Consider the following 22,424-nt stretch of genomic DNA (forward strand, 5'->3'; position numbering starts at 1 on the left):
CCGCCCCAACACCACAGCGATCCGCCCCAACACCACAGCGATCTGCGGAATCCGCAAACCCTGCCCCCACAACGCCTCAATCTTGCCGCGCTCCACCACCGACAACCGTGTCCCGACCATGAGCAGAATCCTCCCGGATCAGCCCGTTGCATCCACCACTAGACCCAGCCTGCCGAAAGCGTGCAGTTTGTGTGTACTCGACGGTGGGGGCGGGTCAGGCGAAGATGGACGGCCAGAGGGCGACGGCGAGGGGGTAGCCGACGAACGAGACGATGTCGATGATCGTGTGCGCGATCACGAGGGGCATTACGCGGCCCCAGCGGGTGTAGCACCAACCGAAGACGACGCCCATGATCGCGTTGCCCACGAACGGCCCGAAGCCCTGGTACAGGTGGTAGCTGCCCCGCAGCAGCGCCGCCGCGAGGATGATCGTCCACTTCCCCCAGCCCAGCTGACGCAGCCGGGTGAACAGGTAGCCCACGACGATCACCTCCTCCTGCAGGGCGGCACGGAGGGCGGCGAGGATGAGCACCGGCACCGTCCACCAGTGCGCATCCAGGGTCGACGCCTGGACCGTGACCGTGATCCCCAGGAGCCGGGTGACCGCGTAGAAGAGAATGCCCGGGATGCCGATCACCAGGAACAGCAGCGCCCCGCCGCCGAGGTCGCGCGCCGGCCGGGTCAGGTCGAAGCCGATTCGGCGGAAGCCGCTGCGCTGCGGCTGCCAGAGCAGGTAGATCACCAGCGCGACGGCGAACAGCGGGAAGAGGTTGCCGAGCACCTGGTAGAGGAAGTCGAAGACTTCACGGCTGGACTGGCTCGGGTTCACCTGCGCGGTCTGCTTCGAGAGCGGGGTGGCCTGCGTCGCGCGGTCGATGATGCTGACGATGGAGTAGACGGCCGACTGACCCAGGGAGAGCCCGAGGACGATGGCTATCTCCCACCACAGGCGTGGCCGGTCGTTCCCGGCGACAGCGGTCTCGCCGCTCCAGGTCCGCGTCTCACTCATAGCAGCATCCTGCCAGGTCGGATGAGGAGCGGCGTGATCGTTGCATTGCACGACTGATTCCGTCGTTTTTGTGTGCTTCGTGCACGAATTCGCCGACTGAGTTACCACTATGTAACGTTTTGCCCGGCTATTTTGCAATCGCTCCCAACGATACCTAGGGTCATTCTTATCCCGCGCGGGACAGGCGCTCTCGTATGCCTGCACCGTCGCACACTTTGCACAGGAGGAACATTGCACATCAACGGAAGAAGGGTGAGGTTCGCGGTCAGCGCGGTCGCCGTCGCAGGCGTCGCAGCTCTCGCACTGTCGGCCTGCACCACGTCCGGCAGCACCAGCAACTCGTCCGCTGCCAAGGGCGGCACCGTGACGGTTGCAGTCGTCAACGACTTCACCTCGTTCAACTCGCAGACGCCTCAGGGCAACCTGGACACCAACGGCCAGGTCGGCTACCTGAACGGCTCGTACGGAACCGGGTTCCAGTACATCGACAACAACTACAAGATCGTGCACGACGACAAGTTCGGTACGTTCGAGAAGACCTCGGACAGCCCGCTGACCGTCAAGTACACGCTCAACAAGGACGACAAGTGGTCCGACGGCCAGCCGGTCACCGCTGACGACATGATCCTCGCCTGGGCGATCGCCTCCGGTCACTACGACTCGGCGAAGTTCAGCGACTCGGGCGACGTCACGAGCGGAACGCAGTACTTCCAGATCGCCGGTTCGACCGCGGGTATCGACGCCACCGACTTCCCGACGGTCAGCAACGACAACCGCACGATCACCCTCAAGTACGCCACGCCGTACGTGGACTGGGAGCTCGTCAACCCGATCGCGCAGCCCGCGCACATCGTCGCCAAGAAGGCGGGCCTCTCCTCGGCCGCAGACCTGACGAAGCTGCTCAAGGGCCTGCCGAAGGGCGACCCCGCGAACCCGCAGCCGGTCGACCCGACGCTGAAGAAGGCTGCTGACTTCGTCAACACCGGCTACGACGTCACCGCGTTCCCGACCGACAAGGACCTGCTGGTCTCCTCCGGCCCGTTCGTCGTCTCGTCGTGGACCCCCGGTCAGTCGCTGACCATGACGCAGAACAAGTACTACGCGGGCGGACTCAAGCCCAGCGTGGACAAGATCGTGTTCCGCATCATCCCGGACGCGAACGCGCAGGTCACCGCGCTCCAGAACGGTGAGGTCGACATCATCAACCCGCAGGCGTCCGCCGACACGATCAGCGCGCTCAAGCAGACCAGCGCGAAGATCCTCACCGGTGCGCAGGCGTCGTACGACCACCTCGACCTGAACTTCGGTTCGCCGGTGTTCGCGGACCCGAAGGTCCGTGAGGCGTTCCTGAAGACCATCCCGCGTCAGCAGATCCTCGACTCGATCGTCACCCCGGTCGACCCGAAGGCCAAGGTCCTGGACTCGCAGATCTTCCTGCCGAACCAGGAGCAGTACGCGGGCAGTGTCAAGCAGAACGGCTCGGACAAGTTCGCCAAGGTCGACATCGACGGTGCCAAGGCGCTCCTCGCCGGTGCGACCCCGACCGTCCGGATCCTCTACAACACCAACAACCCGAACCGTGTCGACGAGTTCCAGGCGATCTCGGCCTCGGCCGCCAAGGCCGGCATCAAGGTCGTGGACGCCGGCTCGCCGGACTGGAGCAAGCTGCTCCCGGGTGGCAACTACGACGCCTCGCTCTTCGGCTGGATCAGCCCGGGTGCAGGCACCACGCAGCTGCCGCAGGTGTTCGCCTCACAGGGTGGCGGAAACTACAACCGCTACCAGGGCACCAACGACCTGGCTCTCAAGTCGCAGACCACCCTCGACAAGGATGCTCTGACGAAGATCGAGTACCAGATCGACAAGCAGTCCTTCGCCGACGGCTACGGCCTGCCGCTGTTCCAGCTGCCTGGCGTGTTCGGCGCGACGAACCGCGTCGACGGTGTCAAGTACAACGGCAACCAGAACGGCCCGTTCTGGAACTTCTGGCAGTGGTCGGTCAAGTCCACCTCCACGAAGTAACAGCTCCGTAAGAGAGAGTGCCCGGGTGAACCCCGGGCACTCTCTCTGCGGCGGGGCGTCGGTTTTCCGCCGGCGCCCCGTATCATGTAGTCGGTGGACGCGATCCGTCCACCCTTGGAACAACGCGCCTGGCGGCACCCCCCGCCGCACCCCGATCGGCGCGTCCTGTCAGTGAAGGTTTTGAACCTATGGCGAGTTTCATCCTGAGGCGCCTTCTCGTCTCAGTGCTCATCATCATCGCTGCTTCATTCCTGATGTACATGCTGGTGGCCTACAGCGCCGACCCGCTCCAGGATCTCCGAAGCAGCAATTCCCCCAACAAGACTCAGCTCATCAATGCGCGCGTCCAGCTGCTGCAGCTGGATGTGCCGCCGCCGCTGCGCTGGCTGCTGTGGCTCGGCGGTGCGGCGAAGTGCCTCATCCCGTTCGCGAACGCGTGCGACCTCGGCTCGACGGTGTCGAACGCGAAGGTCGTCGACATCCTGCCGCAGGCCCTCGGGTCGACGGTGCAGCTGGTGACGTTCGCCCTGATCCTGGCGATCCTCCTCGGTGTCACGATCGGTATCGTCACCGCCCTCCGGCAGTACAGCGGGCTCGACAATGTCGTCACGTTCCTGAGCTTCTTCCTGTACTCCCTGCCGGCCTTCCTGGTGGCGGTGCTCCTCAAGGAGTTCGTCGCGATCGGCTTCAACAACTTCCTCGCGCATCCGACGATCCCGTGGTGGGTGGCCGTGATCATCGGGGTGGTGGCCGGCCTCATCTGGCAATCGCTGGTCGGAGGTGACCGCCGACGGCGTCTCGTCACGTTCGCCGTCGCGACCGTCGCGACCGCCGCTGTCCTGCTGCTGATGTCGGTGACGAACTGGTTCCTGGTTCCCGGCCTCGGACCGGTGGTCATGATCATCCTGATCGCCGCGACCGTGATCGGGGCGACCTCCCTGATCTCCGGCCTGCACAACCGTCGAGCCCTCATCTCGGCGGCCATCGCGGGAGCGGTCAGCCTGGTCTGCTATTTCGCACTGCAGCCGTTGTTCAACGTCTCGACTGTTGCGACGATCGTGATCCTCGCCATCGTCGCCATTGTGGTGAGCCTCGCGATCGGCTGGTTCGTCGGCGGCTACGACCGGGGGCAGAACATGCGCATCGCGGTCATCGTCACCGTCGTGTCCGGCTTCCTGATCATCGTGGACCGCTTCATGCAGGCCTGGCCGCAGTACTTCCAGGACACCAACGGCCGCCCGATCGCGACCGTCGGCTCCACGACGCCGGGTCTCGAGGGCGATATGTGGGTCACCGGGCTGGACACGTTCACGCACCTGGTCCTTCCCACCATCGCGCTGCTGCTGATCTCGTTCGCGTCGTACACCCGGTACTCGCGGGCGGGCATGCTCGAGGTCCTCAACCAGGACTTCATCCGCACGGCGCGCGCGAAGGGCCTGCCGGAGCGGACGGTCGTGGTGCGCCACGCGTTCCGCAACATGCTGATCCCGATCACCACCCTCGTCGCGTTCGACGTGGGCGCGCTGCTCGGTGGCGCGGTCATCACGGAGCACGTGTTCGCGATCCCCGGGATGGGCTCGCTGTTCAACCTGGGGCTGCAGCGCGGTGACCTGAACCCGGTCATGGCGTACTTCCTGGTGATCGCGGCGATGGCGATCCTGTTCAACTTCCTGGCTGACCTCGCGTACGCCGCACTCGACCCGAGAGTGAGGGTCCGATAATGTCCGTCGACAACACACGAATCGCCGACGAGCTGGAGGCGCCGAGCGCGCCTCCGGTCAGTCAGGGCAAGCTGGTCTGGAAGCGGTTCCGCTCCAACAAGGTGGCCGTGGCCAGCGCCATCCTGTTCATCCTGATCCTGCTCTTCTCGATCTCGGCCATCGGCCTCGGCCCCATCCACGGCTGGTGGAAGTACAACTACATCGAGCTGAACGACCAGGTGAAGCAGGGCTCGCCGACATGGGAGCATCCGTTCGGGCAGGACCGCATCGGCAAGGACTACTTCGCGCTCACCATGCGCGGCATCCAGAACTCGATCCTGGTGATGGTCGTCCTCGGCCTCATCGCGAGCGTCGTGGGTGTCGTCGTCGGTGCCGTCGCCGGGTACTTCCGCGGCGTCGTCGACGCGATCCTGATGCGCATCACCGACGTCTTCATCGTCATCCCTGCGCTGGTCATCGGCTCGGTCGTCGGTCACGCCTTCGGTGGGCTCGGCGCGTTCTTCCTGGCGCTGATGCTCGGCTTCTTCTCGTGGATGGGCATCGCCCGCCTGGTGCGCGGCGAGTTCCTCTCGCTGCGTGAGCGCGAGTTCGTCGAGGCGGCCCGGGTTGCCGGTGCGTCCGACTCCCGGATCATCTTCAAGCACATCCTGCCGAACGCCATCGGTGTCGTCATCGTGGCCTCGACGCTGATCATGGCGTCGGCCATCCTGCTCGAGACCGCGTTGTCGTACCTCGGCTACGGCATCCGTCCGCCGGACGTCTCGCTGGGCCTCCTGATCAGCTCGAACCAGTCGGCGTTCCAGACGCGTCCGTGGCTGTTCTGGTGGCCGGGTGGATTTATCGTGACGCTCGCCCTGCTCGTCAACTTCGTCGGCGACGGTCTGCGCGACGCGTTCGACCCGCGCCACCGCCGGTTCAACCTCCGCACCATGCGCGAGCAGGAGCGGGAGGACGGCGAAGGCGACGACCGCACGCCGCGGACCGGAGTGGCCCTCGCGGAGGACGTGCTGTGACGACCACCCGCGTCGCGCGGCTCCTGAGCTCAGGCCAGGAGCAGCGCGGCGACGGTGCCCGCGAACAGCACCACCAGCACGGCGAGCGACGCGAGGTGCCAGCGGACGCCGACCGGCGTCTCGTCGGCGCGACCCGCGTCGACAGCGCCCGAGTCCTGCAGCTCCTGCCAGCGGCGGCGGACCGCCTCGGCGGCCGCTCCCGATTCGGTGGAGAGAAGATCGCCGGGCCGGCGCACACTGTCCGCGACGCTCGGGTGGCCGACGCGTCCCCGCGTCTCGTTGCGGGTGGCGCGGAATGTGCTGGCCGTGCCGGGCGCTGGGGCGGACCACACCGGGAAGCGGTGTCCGGGTGTGTAGAGCGTCAGCGCGAACCTGGTGTCGACGTTGATGAGCGCCTCCCACGGGATGCGAATGGTGCTCGTCACGTTCACCACGGTGAGCCCGTCATCGTCGACCGTGAGGCGCGGATGCCACAGCATGGCCCACGCGATGAACGCGAACAGGACGCCGGGCACGATGTAGAGCAGCCGGGCGTCGTGGACGCTGATCAGCAGGCCGACGGTCAGGGCCGCAGCAGCCGCCCAGATCAGGACGGCAAGGACCCGGTTGAACCGGGACACGAAAACCTCGCGTTCGGGGGAGACGTAGGGCATGGGTCCATGCTCTCATCCCTCCCGAACGCCCCCGAAAGGAACCACGAATCATGACCGAGACCACTGCGGCTCGGGCGACGGCCTCGACCGGCGGCCCCGTCCTCGAGGTGACCGACCTCTCCGTCGACTTCGGCGTGGACGGCGTGTGGGTGCCGGCCGCGAAGAAGCTCAACTACCAGATCCACGCGGGCGAGGTGCTCGCCATCGTCGGTGAGTCCGGCTCCGGCAAGAGTGCGAGCTCGATGGCGATCCTCGACCTCCTGCCGGAGAACTCCCGTGTCCGCGGTGAGATCAAGCTGGACGGCCGCGAGCTGACCAACCTCAGCCAGCCGCAGATGCGGCGGGTGCGCGGCCGCCAGGTCGCGGTCATCTTCCAAGAGCCGATGACCGCACTGAACCCGGTGTACACCGTGGGCTCCCAGATCATCGAGACGCTCCGCATCCACTTCGGGATGTCGCCGCACGAGGCGAAGGAGCGCGCGCTCGAGCTGCTCGCGATGGTCGAGCTCCCCGACCCGAAGAAGGCGTTCAACTCGTACCCGCACCAGTTGTCGGGCGGCCAGCGCCAGCGCGCCATGATCGCGCAGTCGATCTCCTGCGACCCCAAGCTGCTGATCGCGGACGAGCCGACCACTGCGCTCGACGTGACCGTGCAGGCCGAGATTCTGGAGCTGCTGCGAAGCCTCCGCGACCGGCTGGACAGCGCCATCCTGCTGATCACGCACGACATGGGCGTCGTCGCCGACCTGGCCGACAACATCGTCGTGATGCGCAAGGGTGACATCGTCGAGGCGGGCACGGTCAAAGACGTCTTCGCGAACCCGCAGCACCCGTACACGATCGCCCTGCTCGACGCCGTCCCGCACCTGGGGCAGCGCGAGGACGGGGAGATCGACACCACGGCCGCCCTTGCAGCCGGCACCGCGAACCCGGATGCCGTGTTCGCCGAGCGCATCCGTGCCAACGAGCGCGCAGCGCAGGCCGAGCACGAGAAGTCCGAGATGGACAAGCGGCAGGTCGTCGTCGATTTCCAGAACGTGTCCATCGAGTACCCGAAGCACGGCCGGGTGCCCGCGTTCCGGGCCGCGAGCGACATCGATCTGAAGATCCACGAGGGCGAAGTCGTCGGACTGGTGGGCGAGTCGGGGTCGGGCAAGACCACGCTGGGCAGGGCGGCGATCGCGTTGCTGCCGATCCACTCCGGCAAGCTGGTCGTCGCCGGTCAGGACATCAGCTCCGCCGGCCGGGACGAGATCCGCAAGCTGCACCGCAACGTCGGCATCGTCTTCCAGGACCCGTCGTCGTCGCTGAACCCGCGCCTCCAGATCTCCGACTCGATCGCCGAGCCGCTGCGACTCGGCAAGGGGATCAAGGGCGCCGAGCTGTCCCGCGAGGTCGACCGCCTGCTCGACAGCGTCGAGCTGCCGCGGGCCTACCGCAGCCGGTTCCCGCACGAGCTCTCCGGCGGCCAGAAGCAGCGCGTCGGAATCGCCCGCGCCCTGTCGCTGAAGCCGCAGGTGCTGATCGCGGACGAGCCGACGAGTGCCCTCGACGTCTCGGTGCAGGCGCGTGTGCTGGAGCTGATGCAGGCGCTGCAGAAGGAGATGAACTTCGCGTGCCTGTTCATCACCCACGATCTCGCCGTCATCGACGTGCTCGCCGACCGCATCGCGGTGATGCACCACGGCCGGCTGGTCGAGGTGGGCACCCGCGACGAGATCCTCCGCTACCCGAAGGAGGCGTACACGCAGCGCCTCCTGGCCGCGGTGCCGCTCCCGGACCCCGATCAGCAGCGCGCCCGCCGCGCCCTGCGGCTGGAACTGCTGGCCGCCGGATCCGACGAGCCCGCCCCGGGCCCGGTCGTTCCGGTCGAGCTGCAGCAGCCCGAGCCGCCGGTCTCGCAGGGTCTGTAACGCGCTCCCGGCGAGCCGCGAACTCTCGCTGACAGCGGACACAGGAGAAGGGGACCGATCCACGATAGAATGGGTCGTTCCCCTTCTTCCTTCTGACGAGAGTCGAGTCTTCACGCATGTCCGAGAACGCCGTCGCCCGCCGCGACGATCTGCGCAATGTCGCGATCGTTGCCCACGTCGACCACGGCAAGACCACGCTGGTCGACGCCATGCTCCGACAGACCAACTCGTTCGGCGACCACGAGCATGTCGAAGAGCGGGCCATGGACTCCAACGAGCTGGAGCGTGAGAAGGGCATCACGATCCTCGCCAAGAACACGGCGATCTCGTACAAGGGCAAGCACGCCACGAACGGCCCGATCACCATCAACGTGATCGACACCCCCGGCCACGCCGACTTCGGCGGCGAGGTCGAGCGCGGCCTGTCCATGGTCGACGGCGTCGTCCTGCTGGTGGATGCGTCCGAGGGCCCGCTGCCGCAGACCCGCTTCGTGCTGCGCAAGGCGCTGGAGGCCAAGCTTCCCGTGATCCTCGCGGTCAACAAGACCGACCGCGGCGACGCGCGCATCGAAGAGGTCGTCAGCGAGAGCCAGGACCTGCTCCTCGGTCTCGCCAGCGACCTGTCGGACGACGTGCCCGACCTCGACCTCGACGCCATCCTCGACGTGCCGGTGGTGTACGCGTCCGGCCGTGCCGGTGCCGCCAGCCGCAACCGTCCGGAGAACGGCGAGCTTCCCGACAACGACGACCTCGAGCCGCTGTTCGAGGCGATCCTGGAGCACATCCCGGCGCCCAGCTACGACCCCGAGGCCCCGCTGCAGGCGCACGTCACGAACCTCGACGCGTCGCCGTTCCTCGGCCGCCTCGCCCTGCTCCGCATCTTCAACGGCACGCTCCGCAAGGGGCAGACCGTCGCCTGGGTGCGTCACGACGGCGACGTGCACAACGTCCGCGTCACCGAGCTCATGATGACGAAGGCGCTCGACCGGTACCCGGCCGAGTCCGGCGGTCCCGGCGACATCGTCGCCGTCGCCGGCTTCGCCGACATCATGATCGGCGACACGCTGGCCGACCCGGATGACGTGCGTCCGCTCCCGGCGATCCATGTCGACGAGCCCGCGATCTCGATGACCATCGGTACGAACACCTCGCCGCTCGTCGGCAAGGTGAAGGGTCACAAGCTGACCGCCCGCATGGTCAAGGACCGCCTCGACCGCGAGCTGGTCGGAAACGTCTCGCTCCGCGTCCTCGACATCGGCCGTCCCGACGCCTGGGAGGTGCAGGGCCGCGGCGAGCTGGCGCTGGCCATCCTCGTCGAGCAGATGCGCCGTGAAGGCTACGAGCTGACCGTCGGCAAGCCGCAGGTCGTCACGAAGCGCGTCGACGGCAAGCTGCAGGAGCCGTACGAGCACCTCACCATCGACTCTCCCGAGGAGTACCTCGGCGCGATCACCCAGCTCCTCGCCGGCCGCAAGGGCCGCATGGAGAACATGTCGAACCACGGCACCGGCTGGGTGCGCATGGAGTTCATCGTGCCGTCCCGTGGCCTGATCGGCTTCCGCACCGAGTTCCTGACCACCACCCGTGGCACCGGCATCGCCAACGCCATCGGGCACGGCTACGACGACTGGGCCGGCCACATCGTCACGCGCAGCAACGGCTCGATCGTCGCCGACCGCGCCGGAGTGGTCACGCCGTTCGCCATCATCGCCCTGCAGGAGCGCATGACGTTCTTCGTGAACCCCACGGAGGAGGTCTACGAGGGCATGGTGATCGGCGAGAACTCGCGCGCCGACGACATGGACGTCAACATCACCAAGGAGAAGAAGCTGACGAACATGCGTCAGTCGACGGCCGACAACTTCGAGTCGATGACGCCCTCGCGGCAGCTGACGCTCGAGGAGTGCCTCGAGTTCGCCCGCGACGACGAGTGCGTCGAGGTGACTCCGACGGCTGTCCGCATCCGCAAGGTGGAGCTGGACGCGACCGCGCGCGGCCGCGCGACCGCCCGCCTGAAGCGCCAGGACGCCGCGGCGGTCTGAACCCCGCCGGTCCGCTCGTCGGAGCCGCGCATCTACACGGAGGAGATCCGGGCCGCACTGGCCAGGATCTCCACCGTTTGTGGCTTAACCGGTGTCCTTGCTGCGTGTTCTCCTCCGTCTGCCTCCGTCGGAGATTCGCGCGGCCGGGGCGGAGATTCGGGCCGGATACCGCCCGAATCTCCGACCTACCGCGGTCGGTCGGAGATTCGGGGCGGGTTCTCCGCCGTTGCCCGGGACGCAATCGGGCTCGACCCTGGAGATCCCGGTAGCCCGACGGCCGCCCGCGTCAGGGAGAATGGGAGCATGAACCGCCGCCTCGTCGCCCTTCCGCTCGCCGCCGCACTGCTGCTCGGCGCCACTCCCGCGCTGGCCGGCTGCAGCTTCCAGACGGCCGTGAAGAACGTGACCGGCGGCAACGTGGACATCGGCGGCACGTCAATCCCGTCCGACTTCCCGAAGGCCGTTCCGCTGGCCGACGGGCAGGTCGTCTTTGCCGCGGCTCTCGGTGCGGGCAAGGACAAGGTGTGGAACGTCACCGTCAAGGTGTCCGGCGGCGACGCCTACACCTCCATCGAAAAGCAGCTCACGACTGCCGGCTTCAGTGGCGACTTCGGTGCGCGCGGGGACAACGGGGGAGGGACGGGCACGTTCAGCGACGGCACCTACGGCGTGCTGGTGGTGGTCACCGACGCCGGCAGCAACGGCTGGGTGGCCAACTACTCCGTGTCGCGGGGTGCCGTGCCGTCACCGACGCCCACCGCGACGCCCTGAGGCGACCTGAGGCGACCTCAGGCGAACAGCCCCGCACCCACGAACGACCCCTGCTTCGCGCCGGGCGGCACGGCGAAGATGCCCGACCCGACGTGGCGGACGTACTCGTTCATCAGGTCCTTGGCTGCGAGCCGCCGCTGGATGGGGATGAACTGGGTCCGCGGGTCGCGCTGGAAGGCGATGAAGAACAGTCCGGCGTTGAGGCGCCCGAGTTCGTCGTTGCCGTCGACGAAGTTGTAGCCCCGGCGCAGCAGCTGGGCGCCGCCGTTCATGGTGGGATGCGCGAGGCGCACGTGCGAGTCGGGGTCGATCTTCGTCCCGCCGTCCTTCGCCAGCGCGAGGAAGTTCGGCGACGTGAACTCGGTGCCGCCGGAGAGTGGAGCCCCCTCACCCTTGTCCCGGCCGATGATGCGCTCCTGCTCTCCGAGCTGCTGCCGGTCCCAGGTCTCGATCACCATGCGGATCTTGCGGGCGACGAGGTACGAGCCGCCCGCCATCCAGGAGGCGCCGTCTGCGCGGTCGGCCCAGACCTGGTCCTCGACTACGGACTGGTCCTCGGACTTGATGTTGGCCGTGCCGTCCTTGAACCCGAACAGGTTGCGCGGCGTCGCCTGTGCCCGCGAGGTGGATGAGGTGCGCCCGAACCCGAGCTGCGACCAGCGGATCGCCGCCCGGCCGAACGCGATGCGGGAGAGGTTGCGGATGGCGTGCACCGCCACCTGCGGATCGTCGCTGCAGGCCTGCACGCAGAGGTCGCCGCCGCTCACCGCATCCACCAGGGCGTCGCCGGGGAACCGCGGCAGGTCGACGAGCGCTGCCGGACGCCGCGAGGCGATGCCGAAGCGGTCCTCGCCGGTGGCGGTCCGGAACAGGCTGGGGCCGAAGCCGAACGTGAGGGTGAGGCCGCCCGGCGGCAGGTCGAGCGCCTCGCCGGTGTCGTCGGGCGGCGCATCCGTGGGGCCGGAGGCGGGCCCGTACTTGCCCGCAGGGCGGCCCTGCGTCATGTGCGCAGCAGCGGTCGTCCAGTCCTGGAGCAGCTCGACCAGACCGTCGCGGTCGAGGCCGGCGACGGTGTCGAAGGCGGCGAAGTGGAGGCGGTCCTGCGCCGGCGTCGTGATGCCGGCCTGGTGCGCGCCGTAGAAGGGGTAGGTCGTGGAGCCGCCGGGGGCCGCGCCGAGCACGGCGCGGTCGGCCGCGACCCCCGCGCCGATGCCGACCAGGCCCGCACCGACGGTCGCGCCGGCCAGTCCGAGCATCCCGCGACGGGAGAGACCGGGACGGGCGTCGGTGTCGGTCGAGGCGGTGTCGTCCGAGGGGGTTTCCGTCACGGCGTTACTTGACGATGATCGAGGTGAGGTGGCTGAGCGGCTCGCTGAGCGCGTTCACCTGGTCCGAGAGTTCCTTGACCTGGTCGGTGCTCAACTGCGTGTAGCTGACGAAGCCGTCTCCGGTCTTGTACTGGGCCAGGGTCTTCTCGACGGCGGCGAACTCGCTGTCCAGTTTCGCGACGACCTCCTTGCCGTTGCTGCCCTTGGTGGACGCGAGGTCACGGACGACCCCGTACGCCACCTGCGCGCCCTCCAGGTTCGCCTGGAAGTCCTGCAGATCGGTGTGCGAGAAGGCCTCCTCCTCGCCGGTGATCTTCGAGCCGGCGACTTCCTCCATCAGCCCGATGGCGCCGTTGGAGATCTGGTCGATGGTGAGCGTGAAGCCCTTGGCGTGGACCAGGTCGTACAGCTTCTGCGTGTCCGAGACCAGCTCGTCGGCGAGCTGGGTGCGCGTCGCTGCGTCCGCCGCGGTGTAGCCGGCGGGGGCCCAGAGGTCCTTCTCGATCCGGTGCCAGCCGGTCCACTCCTGCCCCTGCTCGAGGTCGGCCTCGCGGAGGTCGAGCGCCGGGTCGAGGTCGCCGAACTGCTCGGCAGTCGGCTCGATCCGCTCGTAGTCGGCGCGCGCGGAGGCGTACTGCGCGCGGGCCGCGTCGGCGTCGCCTGCCGCGTAGACGGCGGCGAACGCCTTGGTGGCGGTGAGGAGGGCACCGGCCTGGTCCTTGACGTACCCGGTGTAGTTGCTGACCGCCTGGGCGACCTGCTTGCTCTCGCTCTGCGACACGGCTGCGCCCGAGCCCGGTGTGACGGTGAAGGCGGCGACATGGTTGGGCTGGCCGACCATCCCCTTGCGGCAGGCCGAGAAGTAGTCGCCCTCGGCGAGCTGGACGACGTAGTTGACCGTCGTGCCGGGTCCGATGTTCTCCTTCTCGCCGACGATCCGCAGCTTGTCGGTCGCCAGCAGCTCGAACTCGTTGACATCCGTGCCGTTGTTGGTCACCTGGAAGGTGATCGGACCGGCCTTCGCCGTGTTGGTCGAGACCGTGCACTTCGAGTCCGTCAGCGAGACGGCGATCGCCTCGGCGGTGGCGTCCGCTTTGTTCGGGACACAGCCGGTCAGGGCGACGGCGAGGGCGGCTGCGCCGGCCAGGGATCCGGTGACGGCAGCGAGCGGACGGAGTCGGGGCATGGGTGTGCTGTGCTTTCTCGAGTGGTGGGACGGGTCAGGAGGCGATCGGCGCGTGCGGGGCGGCGGTGGTCGCCGGCGCCGGCTTCGCGGCGGCGGGCCGGCCGGTGGCACGGTGCTGGCGGATGTAGAAGAAACCGACCACGACGAGGTACGCGGCCCAGCCGACGACCTGCAGCCAGGACGGCGACGGGTTGAAGTTGACGATGCCGGCGGCCAGTGTGCCGTACCAGCTGGAGGAGGGAATGGCGCCGCTGATGTCGTAGGCGTGGACGCTGCCGCCCGGGATCAGGCCGGCCTCCTGCAGGTCGCCCAGGCCGTACGCGAACACACCGGCGGCGACCAGGATGAGGAAGGCGCCGGTCCAGGTGAAGAAGGAGCCGAGGTTGATCTTCACCATGCCGCGGTACAGCAGGAAGCCGAGCACGGCGGCGGTGAGGAGGCCGAGCAGGGCGCCGACCGCCGGCTCCCACGTGCCGCCGGTGCTTGCGACGGTCGCCCAGACGAACAGTGAGGTCTCGATGCCCTCCCGGCCCACACTGAGCATGGCCAGCAGGACGACGCCCCAGCCGGCGCCGACCAGGGCGGAGTCGAGGCGGTTGTGGAGGGTGGATTTCATGGTGCGGGCGGTCTTGCCCATCCAGAACACCATCCAGGTCACGAAGCCGACCGCGACGAGCGAGAGCGAGCCGCCCAGGATCTCCTGCGCCTCGAAGCTCATGCCGTAGGGCCCCCAGGTGAGCGCCGCGCCGATGCCGAGCGGGATGATGAGGGCGATGCCGACGCCGATCCACAGCTTGGAGAGCACATCGGACCGGCCGACCTTCACGACGTAGGCGATGAGGATGGTGACGATGAGCGCCATCTCGAGGCCTTCGCGGAGGCCGATCAGGTAGTTCGCGAGCACAGGGGACCTTGTCGACGATCGGGGGGTGGATGTTGGTAAGGCTAACCTTACCCATCCACCGTATGTCACGACCCGGAAAGTGTCCAGCTAGGATTCGAGAATGCTCAGCCGGATCGTCAGCGCCATCCTGCTCGTGCTCATCGGGGCCGTGTTCGGCGCCATCGGGACGATCGCCCACCAGATCTCGGTCACCTGGGGCATCGGCATACCGCTCGGCCTGATCGCGTCGCTGCTGGCGATCACCGCCCTCCTCGTCGGCCTGCGCCTGCTCGGCCACAGCCGCCTCCCGGCCCTCCTGGCGGCGCTCGGCGCGATCGCGGTCATCCTGCTCTTCAGCCAGCAGAGCGCGGGCGGCTCGGTGCTCATCCCGAACGACCTCGCCGGTCAGGTGTGGCTCGTCGGCACGATCCTCGTCGCCGCCATCGTGATCGCGTGGCCGGACGTGCGCGGACGACGGGCGTCCCGCGACGGCATAAGCTAGCAGGGTAGCTCTCGTGAAGGGATCCGAACCACTGTGACCTATGTCATCGCTCTCCCGTGCGTCGATGTGAAGGACCGGGCGTGCATCGATGAGTGCCCCGTCGACTGCATCTACGAGGGCGAACGGTCGCTGTACATCCACCCCGACGAGTGCGTCGACTGCGGTGCCTGCGAGCCGGTCTGCCCGGTCGAGGCCATCTACTACGAGGACGACCTGCCCGAGGAGTGGAAGGACTACTACCGCGCCAACGTGGAGTTCTTCGACGACATCGGCTCGCCCGGCGGCGCTTCGAAGGTCGGCGTGATCCAGAAGGACCACCCGGTCATCGCCGCGCTGCCTCCGCAGGCCCACTGACGATGGCGTTGCAGGAGCTCCCGGACTACCCCTGGGACCTCATGGCGCCGTACGCCGAGCGCGCACGGACGCACCGTGACGGCATCGTCGACCTGTCGATCGGCTCGCCGGTCGACCCGACGCCCGACCTGATCCGGGAGGCGCTCGCCCGCGCCACCGACGCGCACGCCTACCCGCAGACGGTCGGCACCCCGGCCCTGCGGGAGGCCATCGTCGACTGGTTCGAGCGGCGTCGCGGGGTCCGCGGGCTGACCGTGGAGAATGTCCTGCCGACCATCGGCTCGAAAGAGCTCGTCGCGCTGCTTCCGTTCATGCTGGGCCTCGGCGAGGGCGACATCGTCGTGCATCCACGGGCCGCGTACCCGACCTACGCGATCGGCGCGGCGATCGCGGGCGCCACCGCTGTCGCGAGCGACGACCCGGGGGAGTGGCCGGAGGGCACCCGCCTGGTCTGGCTGAACTCGCCCGGCAACCCGGACGGCCGCATCCTGACCGTCCCCGAACTGCGGGCCGCTGTCGCCAGAGCGCGGGAACTGGGCGCCTACATCGCCAGCGACGAGTGCTACGCCGAGCTGGGCTGGGACGAGCCGTGGGATGCGGAGCGCGTCCCGAGCATCCTCGACCCGCGCGTCATCGGCCAGAACCGTGAGAACGTGCTCGCCGTCTACTCGCTGAGCAAGCAGTCGAACCTGGCCGGCTACCGCGCCGCCTTCGTCGCCGGCTGCCGCACGATCGTCACCCGCCTGGTCAACGTCCGGAAGCACGCCGGGCTGATGCTGCCGGCGCCGCTGCAGGCGGCGATGGTGACGGCTCTCGGCGACGACGAGCATGTGCGGGAGCAGAAGGAGCGGTACCGCGGCCGGCGCGACCTCCTCAAGCCGGCGCTCGAGGCGGCCGGCTTCCGCGTCGACCGCAGCGAGGGCGGCCTGTACCTCTGGGCGACCGAGGGACGCGACGCCTGGGACAGCATCGGACGGCTGGCCGACCTCGGCATCCTGGCCGGACCAGGGCACTTCTACGGCGACTTCTTCCCGCAGCACATCCGGCTGTCGCTCACCGCGACGGACGAACGCGTCGCCTCGGCGGCGGTGCGCCTCCGGGCTTTTGGAGAGACCCTCTAACCGCTTGCCCCGGCCTTTGCCCGATGCGACAGTTGTCGCCAGCGTTCGTTAGGCTGTACCGGCACGGTTTTTCACCGGCGCCGCCACGATCGGTGCCAGGACCGGATAATCCCACCAGGAGGCGTTGTGAGCGGACTCGGCACCGAAAGTACTGGCACCGAGAGCACTGCCACCGAGCAGGCCCAGGCGGAGGCGGAGTCGGAGTTGGCCACAGCCCAGCTCCGGTACCCCGGTGGCGTCGCCGAGTTCCCGATCCGGCCCAGCGTCGACGGCGCCTCGAGCATCGACTTCTCGACACTGACCCGCGAGACGGGCCTCACCAGTCTCGACTACGGCTTCGTCAACACGGCTGCCACGCGCTCATCCATCACGTACATCGATGGTGACCAGGGCATCCTGCGCTACCGCGGCTACCCGATCGAGCAGCTGGCCGCGAAGTCCACGTTCCTCGAGGTCGCCTGGCTGCTCATCCACGGCGAGCTGCCGTCGGAGTCGGAGCTCTCCGAGTTCGACGAGAACATCCGTCGCCACACGCTGCTGCACGAAGACCTGCGCCGCTTCTTCGACGCGCTGCCGCACGACGCACACCCGATGTCGGTGCTGTCGAGCGCCGTCTCCGCGCTGTCGACCTTCTACCAGGACTCGCTCAGCGTGAGCGACCCCGAGCAGGTGGAGCTCTCCACCATCCGCCTGCTGGCCAAGCTGCCGGTCATCGCCGCGTACGCGCACAAGAAGAGCCTCGGCCAGGCGTTCCTCTACCCGGACAACTCGCTGAGTTTCGTCGACAACTTCCTGCGCCTCAACTTCGGCACCCGGGCCGAGCCGTACGAGGTGAACCCGGTGCTATCCCGCGCGCTGGAGCGGCTGCTGATCCTGCACGAGGACCACGAGCAGAACGCATCCACGTCGACGGTCCGGCTGGTCGGCTCCACGCAGGCCAACCTGTTCGCCTCGGTCTCCGCCGGCATCAACGCGCTCTACGGCCCGCTGCACGGCGGCGCCAACGAGGCCGTGCTGCAGATGCTCGCGGGCATCCGCGACTCCGGCGAGAGTGTCCAGAAGTTCGTCGAGCGCGTGAAGAACAAGGAGTCCGGCGTCAAGCTCATGGGCTTCGGTCACCGCGTCTACAAGAACTTCGACCCGCGCGCGAAGCTCGTGAAGCAGTCGGCCGACGAGGTGCTCCAGGCCCTCGGCGTGCACGACCCGCTGCTCGACATCGCGAAGGAGCTGGAGGAGGTCGCGCTCGGCGACCAGTACTTCGTCGACCGCAAGCTGTACCCGAACGTCGACTTCTACACGGGTGTGATCTACAAGGCGATGGGCTTCCCGACGCGGATGTTCACCGTGCTCTTCGCGATCGGCCGGCTGCCGGGATGGATCGCGCACTGGCGCGAGATGAACCTCGACCCGCAGACCAAGATCGGCCGCCCGCAGCAGCTGTACGTGGGATCGCCGGAGCGCGACCTGGGCCGCTGAGCGCGTCGGTGGGCGGCTTCGCGGGTCATTAGTTGGCCCCTCCCGCGTCTATCGATTCTTGAAGTAGGCGAAAAGGCGGTCTTCCCGGATAGTGGCCAACGCGCCGATCGCACCAGACAAGCATGCGAGCACGCCGGCCGTCATCGTCGCGATGCAGCTCTGGAGGACAGCGACATCGGATCCAGCCGTGCCGACGCCACGGTCGCAGGCACCAACGCGATTACCGCCGCCGCGACTCCGATTCTCAGAACACTCTTCAGCTTCATGCTGCTCCATTCATTTGTCGTTGTGCCCAGACGGACGCTTGGACTCTAATGAATGGGTAGACAGCTCGGTTCGGGTGTGACCTAAATGCCCTCGAAGTCCGACTTTTCGTTGTCCTCATTGTGATGCTTGCGGGCTTTCAGTACTGGTGAGACGAGGGCCCAAAAGATGATGGCAACGATGAACAGCACCAGCAACAGCAATGCGCCGACGACCACGCCCGCCAGCCCCATATGAGGTTCCTTTCGGTCTTACTTGCTCAAGGCACGAACGCCGACTGTCACGCGAAATCGCGAGATCACAGTCTAGATGAGGTGCTCTTCTCGGTTCGGAGAAGCGGACTCCTGAGGCCATCATCATTGAGGCCGCCGTCTTCCCAGTCCGGATGTTCACTGCCCTGTTTACGACCGCCCACCTGCGGCCTCTGCAGCGGTTCCCCGGCCGACGACTCAGCCCGCCGGCCGCCGGAAGGCGAACCGATCCCAGGGCGCGAAACGATACTCGTCGTCGCAGCGGTACCCGCGCAGCCACCGCTGCCCATCGACGACTCGGAGGTAGAACCCCTTTGGGAACGCCACGTCGCTGCGGAGCGGTGCCCCGGCGACCTTGATCGCGCCTGTGGGCGAGCGGCCGGCCGACAGCACCGAGTCCGGAGCGTTCAGACCAAGATCGGTCGCCCGCAGCAGCTGTACGTGGGATCGCCGGAGCGCGATCTCGGGCGCTGACGGCCGCTCAGTTGAGTCGCGACATCAGGTCGCAACTCGACGTGGATACGAGCAACGACTCGCGACTCGTCGCCGTCAGAGGGCGGGCCGCAGCGTCAGCGTCTGATCGGCCGCCTTCTTCAGGGCCGCCGTCGAGAACGGCCACGGCCGCGTCCGGCCGGTGGCCCACAGGTCGGTCTGGTCGGTGTAGTGCGCGTCGAAGGCGTGCCCGGATGCTCCGGTCAGGTTGACCCAGGTGCTCGCGTCGAAGTCCGCCAGGTCGACCACCATGCGCATCGACGGCAGCCGGCCGACCTCGTAGCCGAGCGTCGCATCCCACCCGGTCGCGTCCACGACGCTGGTGCCGCCGCCGACGTGCCAGGGACCGCGGTTGAACAGCCACTCGATGGGTGCCACGCCCGACTCGCCGAGGCTGGCGTTCTCCAGGGTCAGGGTATGGAGGCGGTCCCACCGCCACGACGCCGGGTCGCCGCCGAGGAGTTCCCGGGTCTTCCCCCAGGCCTGGTCGGCCGCGTAGGCGATCATCGTGTCACGGTCGGTGGTCCCCAGATGGCGGTCGACCCACCACGGGGAGTCCGGCTCCGACAGCAGCGAGCCGACGACCGTGAACCAGCGGTCGCCTCCTGTCGGCGCCGTGGCCGCCGGCAGCTTCCGAGCGAACATGTCGTTCAGCAGTTCCCGCCAGAACACGGCGAAGTACGCGGCTCCTGCGCTCTTGGCATCGTCGCGGTAGTTCCAGTCGGCGAGCAGGCTCGCGGCCTGCTGCAGGTTGGCGCTGGCGTCCGGTTTGCGCGCCACCTCGCGCAGCACCGGAACCAGGTTGGCGGCGTTGGCGTCGTAGGTGTCGGACTGGATCGCCGACATGTCGGCGGCCGTCACCTTCTTCCCCTCGCCGAACAGCTGTGACAGGCGCAGCTCGATCTGGTTCGCCCGGTAGCCCTGGTCCCAGTCCGCCGTGATGAGCGCGGGGAAGCCGGGACCGACCGCGGCATTGTTCGCGGTCACGATGTAGCCGGAGGGCGGGTCGTAGTCCGAGGGCAATCGCTCGAACGGGATGGCACCCGTCCACCCGTACTGGCTGGTCCACCCCGGTACCGGAACCGTGCCGTCGCCGGCCGCCCGGATCGGGATGAGCCCGGGCGCCTGGTAGCCGATGTTCCCGTCGACGTCGGCGTAGACGAGGTTCTGCGACGGCACCTGGAAGGACTGCGCGGCCGCCCGGAAGCTCGCCCAGTCGCGTGCGGTGTCGAAGGCGAAGATGGCGTTCGCGGTGGTGCCGGGCGTCAGCGCGGTCCACGCCAGCGACAGCTGGAACTGCGGCGCGGGCACACCCATCTTGCCTGCCTGGTCTTTGGCGATGACGGCGTACGCGTCGCCGATGTCGGTGACGATTGGCCCGTGGAGCGTCGACCGCACGGTGATCGTCACGTCCGCGCCCCCGGCGACGTGGATGTGCTCGGTGCGCTTCTGCAGCGGCACCTGCTTGCCGTCGTACTCGTAGGTGTTCCCGGTGACCTTCTCGACGAAGAGGTCGGCGACGTCCGGCCCGAGGTTGGTGAAGCCCCACGAGATGCGGTCGTTGTGCCCGATGATGATGCCGGGGAAGCCGGAGAAGCTGAACCCGGCCACGTCGAAGGGGCACGCAGCGCTCACCGTCGCGCAGTGCAGTCCCATCTGATACCAGACCGACGGCAGCGCGGCGCCGAGGTGCGGGTCGTTGGCGAGCAGCGGCTTCCCGCTCGCGGTGTGCGCGCCACCGATCACCCAGGAGTTGGAGCCGATGCCGTCGCCCGCCGGGCCGATCAGCCGGGGGAGCGCATCCACGTTCGCCGCCACCTGCTCCAACTGGGATGCGTAGGCGGCCGGGTCGACGGACGGGGTGGAGGCGGCACCGGCCGACGACGCGATCGCGCCCGGATCCGCATCCGGAGTGACGGTCCGCGGTTCCCCGCCGCCCTGATCGGTGATGGTCGGGTGTCCGGTGTACGGATAGCCGGGGTGCAGCTCGGCCACCTGCTCCGGCTTCAGCTTCGTGGCGAGCAGGGCGCGGTCGATCTCGTCTTCCAGGTTGGAGCGGAGGTCCCAGGCCATCGCCTTCAGCCAGGCGACGGAGTCGGCGGGCGTCCAGGGCTCCGGCCGGTACGCCGGGTTCTGCAGCCCCAGCACGGCGTACTCCAGCGACAGCTCGGCGCCGGAGTGGTTCTTCAGGTAGGCGTTCACGCCGTCCGCGTAGTCCTGGTAGTAGCGCAGCGCGGTCGGGTCGAGGAGCTTCACCTCCTGCTCGGCGACCTGCCGCCAGCCGAGGGTGCGGATGAAGGTGTCCGTCGGCACCTGGCTCGCGCCGAACATCTCCGAGAGCCGCCCCGCGGTGACGTGACGGCGGAAGTCCATCTCCCAGAACCGGTCCTGCGCGTGCACGTACCCCTGTGCGCGGAACAGATCGTCTGCGGTGGATGCCTCCAGCTGCGGGATGCCGGCCGCATCCCGGTACACCGTCACCGGCTTCGTCAGCCCGGGGACGTCGACGGAGCCTGCGGTCTGCGGGAACGAGCGCGTCACCGTCCACACCCCGACACCGCCGGCGATCACCACCAGCACGAGCAGCACGGCGAGCACGCCGCCGATCACCCGCAGGACCCGATGGTGCCGCCTCAGCCGGGGGGTGTCGTCGCCCACGTCGCTCCTTCGTCGGGCCGGTGCCGCCGTTTCTTGGGACTGTAGCCCATGCCGGTGACCGGCGGACGGACGGGCGGCCGCGGCTCAGGGGGAGGTCAGGGCAGACCAGGCCATCCGCTCGAGGACCGGGCGGACCGCATCCGGCGCCACCTGAGCCGCTCCGATGCGGGCGGTGTGCGGGGTCGAGTTCAGGAGGCCGAAGGTGCCCTGCACGCGCACGCGGAGTTCGTCTTCGGTGAGGGCGGGGTGCAGCTCGCCGAGCACGCGTATCCACACCTCCACGTACCGGCGCTGCAGGCGTCGCACCTCGCGGCGGGCGGCGTCGGTCAGCGCATCCAGGTCTCGGTCCTGCACGCGGATGGTGTCGGGCTCGCTGAGGGCGAAGTCGACGTGGAAGCCGATCAGGGAGTGGAGGGCCGACGCCGCGTCCGCTGCCGCATCCTCCACCTGCTGGCCGCCCGAGAGCAGGCCCTCGCTGACGCCGACCAGGAGCGCCTCCAGCACCGCTTGCTTGGACGGGAAGTGACGGTAGACCGCAGGACCGCTGATGCCGACGGCCGAGCCGAGGTCTTCGATGGAGACGCCGTTGAAGCCGCGCTCGGCGAACAGGCCGGCGGCGGCCTCCAGCAGGGCGGCGCGGCGGTCGGCCTTCGCCTGGCTGCGCTGCGTCGGGCGGCTGTGCTCAAGGGAGAGTTCGGGGGGAGCGGCGGGGTCGAGCTGGGTCATCGTCCTCGATGTCGTCGGGCCGTCCGGGCGGCGGTGCTG

At 68.2% G+C, this 22,424-nt stretch carries 18 protein-coding genes; 10 read left to right on the plus strand and 8 right to left on the minus strand.

Annotated features, from left to right (window positions below; all coding sequences use genetic code 11):
* Nucleotides 1-214: 214 nt before the first annotated feature.
* A complete protein-coding gene (locus AB4079_RS03535; protein WP_441785911.1) occupies nt 215-1,009 on the minus strand; it encodes a CPBP family intramembrane glutamic endopeptidase in 795 nt (264 codons plus the stop codon).
* Nucleotides 1,010-1,240: 231 nt separating this feature from the next.
* On the opposite strand from AB4079_RS03535, the gene AB4079_RS03540 reads away from it, so the two are divergent.
* From AB4079_RS03540 to AB4079_RS03550, 3 genes are all read left to right on the plus strand, one after another.
* A complete protein-coding gene (locus AB4079_RS03540; RefSeq protein WP_441785912.1) occupies nt 1,241-3,031 on the plus strand; it encodes an ABC transporter family substrate-binding protein in 1,791 nt (596 codons plus the stop codon).
* A gap of 188 nt (nt 3,032-3,219) precedes the next feature.
* The gene (locus AB4079_RS03545; protein ID WP_441785913.1) at nt 3,220-4,752 is read left to right on the plus strand and encodes an ABC transporter permease; all 1,533 of its coding nucleotides are present in this window, start codon (nt 3,220-3,222) and stop codon (nt 4,750-4,752) included.
* Entirely contained in the window at nt 4,752-5,765 is a 1,014-nt protein-coding gene (locus AB4079_RS03550; RefSeq protein WP_441785914.1) for an ABC transporter permease, read from the plus strand. The genes AB4079_RS03545 and AB4079_RS03550 overlap by 1 nt, the downstream gene beginning before the upstream one ends.
* Before the next feature lie 29 nt (nt 5,766-5,794).
* Here AB4079_RS03550 and AB4079_RS03555 read toward each other — a convergent pair whose 3' ends face one another.
* Nucleotides 5,795-6,418 carry a PH domain-containing protein gene (locus AB4079_RS03555; protein ID WP_441785915.1) on the minus strand — a complete coding sequence of 208 codons (624 nt, stop codon included), beginning with the start codon at nt 6,416-6,418 and terminating at the stop codon, nt 5,795-5,797.
* A gap of 50 nt (nt 6,419-6,468) precedes the next feature.
* Between AB4079_RS03555 and AB4079_RS03560 the strand changes: the two genes are divergently transcribed.
* From AB4079_RS03560 to AB4079_RS03570, 3 genes are all read left to right on the plus strand, one after another.
* On the plus strand, nt 6,469-8,331 hold the full coding sequence (locus AB4079_RS03560; RefSeq protein WP_441785916.1) for an ABC transporter ATP-binding protein: 1,863 nt from the start codon (nt 6,469-6,471) through the stop codon (nt 8,329-8,331).
* 116 nt (nt 8,332-8,447) lie between these two features.
* Nucleotides 8,448-10,373, plus strand: coding sequence for a translational GTPase TypA (typA, locus tag AB4079_RS03565; protein WP_441785917.1), 1,926 nt, complete (start codon nt 8,448-8,450; stop codon nt 10,371-10,373).
* 303 nt (nt 10,374-10,676) lie between these two features.
* On the plus strand, nt 10,677-11,144 hold the full coding sequence (locus tag AB4079_RS03570; RefSeq protein WP_441785918.1) for a hypothetical protein: 468 nt from the start codon (nt 10,677-10,679) through the stop codon (nt 11,142-11,144).
* A gap of 17 nt (nt 11,145-11,161) precedes the next feature.
* On the opposite strand, the gene efeB is transcribed toward AB4079_RS03570, so the two are convergent.
* From efeB to efeU, 3 genes are read right to left on the minus strand one after another with little or no spacing between them, the layout of a single operon-like run.
* Nucleotides 11,162-12,472, minus strand: a complete 1,311-nt coding sequence (gene efeB / locus AB4079_RS03575) for an iron uptake transporter deferrochelatase/peroxidase subunit (protein ID WP_441785919.1) — start codon at nt 12,470-12,472, stop codon at nt 11,162-11,164.
* A gap of 4 nt (nt 12,473-12,476) precedes the next feature.
* A complete protein-coding gene (efeO, locus tag AB4079_RS03580; RefSeq protein WP_441785920.1) occupies nt 12,477-13,658 on the minus strand; it encodes an iron uptake system protein EfeO in 1,182 nt (393 codons plus the stop codon).
* A 34-nt stretch (nt 13,659-13,692) separates the two neighbouring features.
* Nucleotides 13,693-14,562: an iron uptake transporter permease EfeU gene (gene efeU, locus AB4079_RS03585; protein WP_441785921.1), complete on the minus strand. Its 870-nt coding sequence runs from the start codon at nt 14,560-14,562 to the stop codon at nt 13,693-13,695.
* 100 nt (nt 14,563-14,662) lie between these two features.
* On the opposite strand from efeU, the gene AB4079_RS03590 reads away from it, so the two are divergent.
* The 4 genes from AB4079_RS03590 to AB4079_RS03605 all read left to right on the plus strand — a co-directional run bounded on the left by AB4079_RS03590 (nt 14,663) and on the right by AB4079_RS03605 (nt 17,994).
* Entirely contained in the window at nt 14,663-15,043 is a 381-nt protein-coding gene (locus AB4079_RS03590; RefSeq protein ID WP_441785922.1) for a hypothetical protein, read from the plus strand.
* A gap of 33 nt (nt 15,044-15,076) precedes the next feature.
* Nucleotides 15,077-15,397 (plus strand): ferredoxin, encoded by a 321-nt coding sequence (gene fdxA / locus AB4079_RS03595; RefSeq protein WP_121261659.1) that lies wholly within the window; start codon nt 15,077-15,079, stop codon nt 15,395-15,397.
* A 2-nt stretch (nt 15,398-15,399) separates the two neighbouring features.
* Nucleotides 15,400-16,518: a succinyldiaminopimelate transaminase gene (dapC, locus tag AB4079_RS03600; RefSeq protein ID WP_441785923.1), complete on the plus strand. Its 1,119-nt coding sequence runs from the start codon at nt 15,400-15,402 to the stop codon at nt 16,516-16,518.
* A gap of 204 nt (nt 16,519-16,722) precedes the next feature.
* Complete coding sequence (locus AB4079_RS03605) at nt 16,723-17,994, plus strand: citrate synthase (RefSeq protein ID WP_441786254.1); 1,272 nt, start codon at nt 16,723-16,725, stop codon at nt 17,992-17,994.
* Nucleotides 17,995-18,341: 347 nt separating this feature from the next.
* Here the strand turns inward: AB4079_RS03605 and AB4079_RS03610 are convergent, their stop codons facing one another.
* The 3 genes from AB4079_RS03610 to AB4079_RS03620 all read right to left on the minus strand — a co-directional run bounded on the left by AB4079_RS03610 (nt 18,342) and on the right by AB4079_RS03620 (nt 22,385).
* Nucleotides 18,342-18,491 (minus strand): hypothetical protein, encoded by a 150-nt coding sequence (locus AB4079_RS03610; protein ID WP_441785924.1) that lies wholly within the window; start codon nt 18,489-18,491, stop codon nt 18,342-18,344.
* 567 nt (nt 18,492-19,058) lie between these two features.
* Entirely contained in the window at nt 19,059-21,659 is a 2,601-nt protein-coding gene (locus tag AB4079_RS03615; RefSeq protein WP_441785925.1) for a penicillin acylase family protein, read from the minus strand.
* An 84-nt stretch (nt 21,660-21,743) separates the two neighbouring features.
* The gene (locus AB4079_RS03620; RefSeq protein ID WP_441785926.1) at nt 21,744-22,385 is read right to left on the minus strand and encodes an SACE_7040 family transcriptional regulator; all 642 of its coding nucleotides are present in this window, start codon (nt 22,383-22,385) and stop codon (nt 21,744-21,746) included.
* Nucleotides 22,386-22,424 lie beyond the last annotated feature (39 nt).

It is taken from the genome of Leifsonia sp. 2MCAF36, from assembly GCF_052115525.1.
Classification (GTDB): domain Bacteria; phylum Actinomycetota; class Actinomycetes; order Actinomycetales; family Microbacteriaceae; genus Leifsonia.

What these genes read in the sequence shown, in the direction of transcription:
- AB4079_RS03610 (WP_441785924.1), bottom strand. Translation starts at nt 18,491, where the DNA reads ATGGGGCTGGCGGGCGTGGTCGTCGGCGCATTGCTGTTGCTGGTGCTG.
- typA (WP_441785917.1), top strand. Translation starts at nt 8,448, where the DNA reads ATGTCCGAGAACGCCGTCGCCCGCCGCGACGATCTGCGCAATGTCGCG.
- AB4079_RS03560 (WP_441785916.1), top strand. Translation starts at nt 6,469, where the DNA reads ATGACCGAGACCACTGCGGCTCGGGCGACGGCCTCGACCGGCGGCCCC.
- AB4079_RS03555 (WP_441785915.1), bottom strand. Translation starts at nt 6,418, where the DNA reads ATGCCCTACGTCTCCCCCGAACGCGAGGTTTTCGTGTCCCGGTTCAAC.
- dapC (WP_441785923.1), top strand. Translation starts at nt 15,400, where the DNA reads ATGGCGTTGCAGGAGCTCCCGGACTACCCCTGGGACCTCATGGCGCCG.
- AB4079_RS03620 (WP_441785926.1), bottom strand. Translation starts at nt 22,385, where the DNA reads ATGACCCAGCTCGACCCCGCCGCTCCCCCCGAACTCTCCCTTGAGCAC.
- AB4079_RS03535 (WP_441785911.1), bottom strand. Translation starts at nt 1,009, where the DNA reads ATGAGTGAGACGCGGACCTGGAGCGGCGAGACCGCTGTCGCCGGGAAC.
- efeO (WP_441785920.1), bottom strand. Translation starts at nt 13,658, where the DNA reads ATGCCCCGACTCCGTCCGCTCGCTGCCGTCACCGGATCCCTGGCCGGC.
- AB4079_RS03545 (WP_441785913.1), top strand. Translation starts at nt 3,220, where the DNA reads ATGGCGAGTTTCATCCTGAGGCGCCTTCTCGTCTCAGTGCTCATCATC.
- AB4079_RS03550 (WP_441785914.1), top strand. Translation starts at nt 4,752, where the DNA reads ATGTCCGTCGACAACACACGAATCGCCGACGAGCTGGAGGCGCCGAGC.
- AB4079_RS03570 (WP_441785918.1), top strand. Translation starts at nt 10,677, where the DNA reads ATGAACCGCCGCCTCGTCGCCCTTCCGCTCGCCGCCGCACTGCTGCTC.
- AB4079_RS03590 (WP_441785922.1), top strand. Translation starts at nt 14,663, where the DNA reads ATGCTCAGCCGGATCGTCAGCGCCATCCTGCTCGTGCTCATCGGGGCC.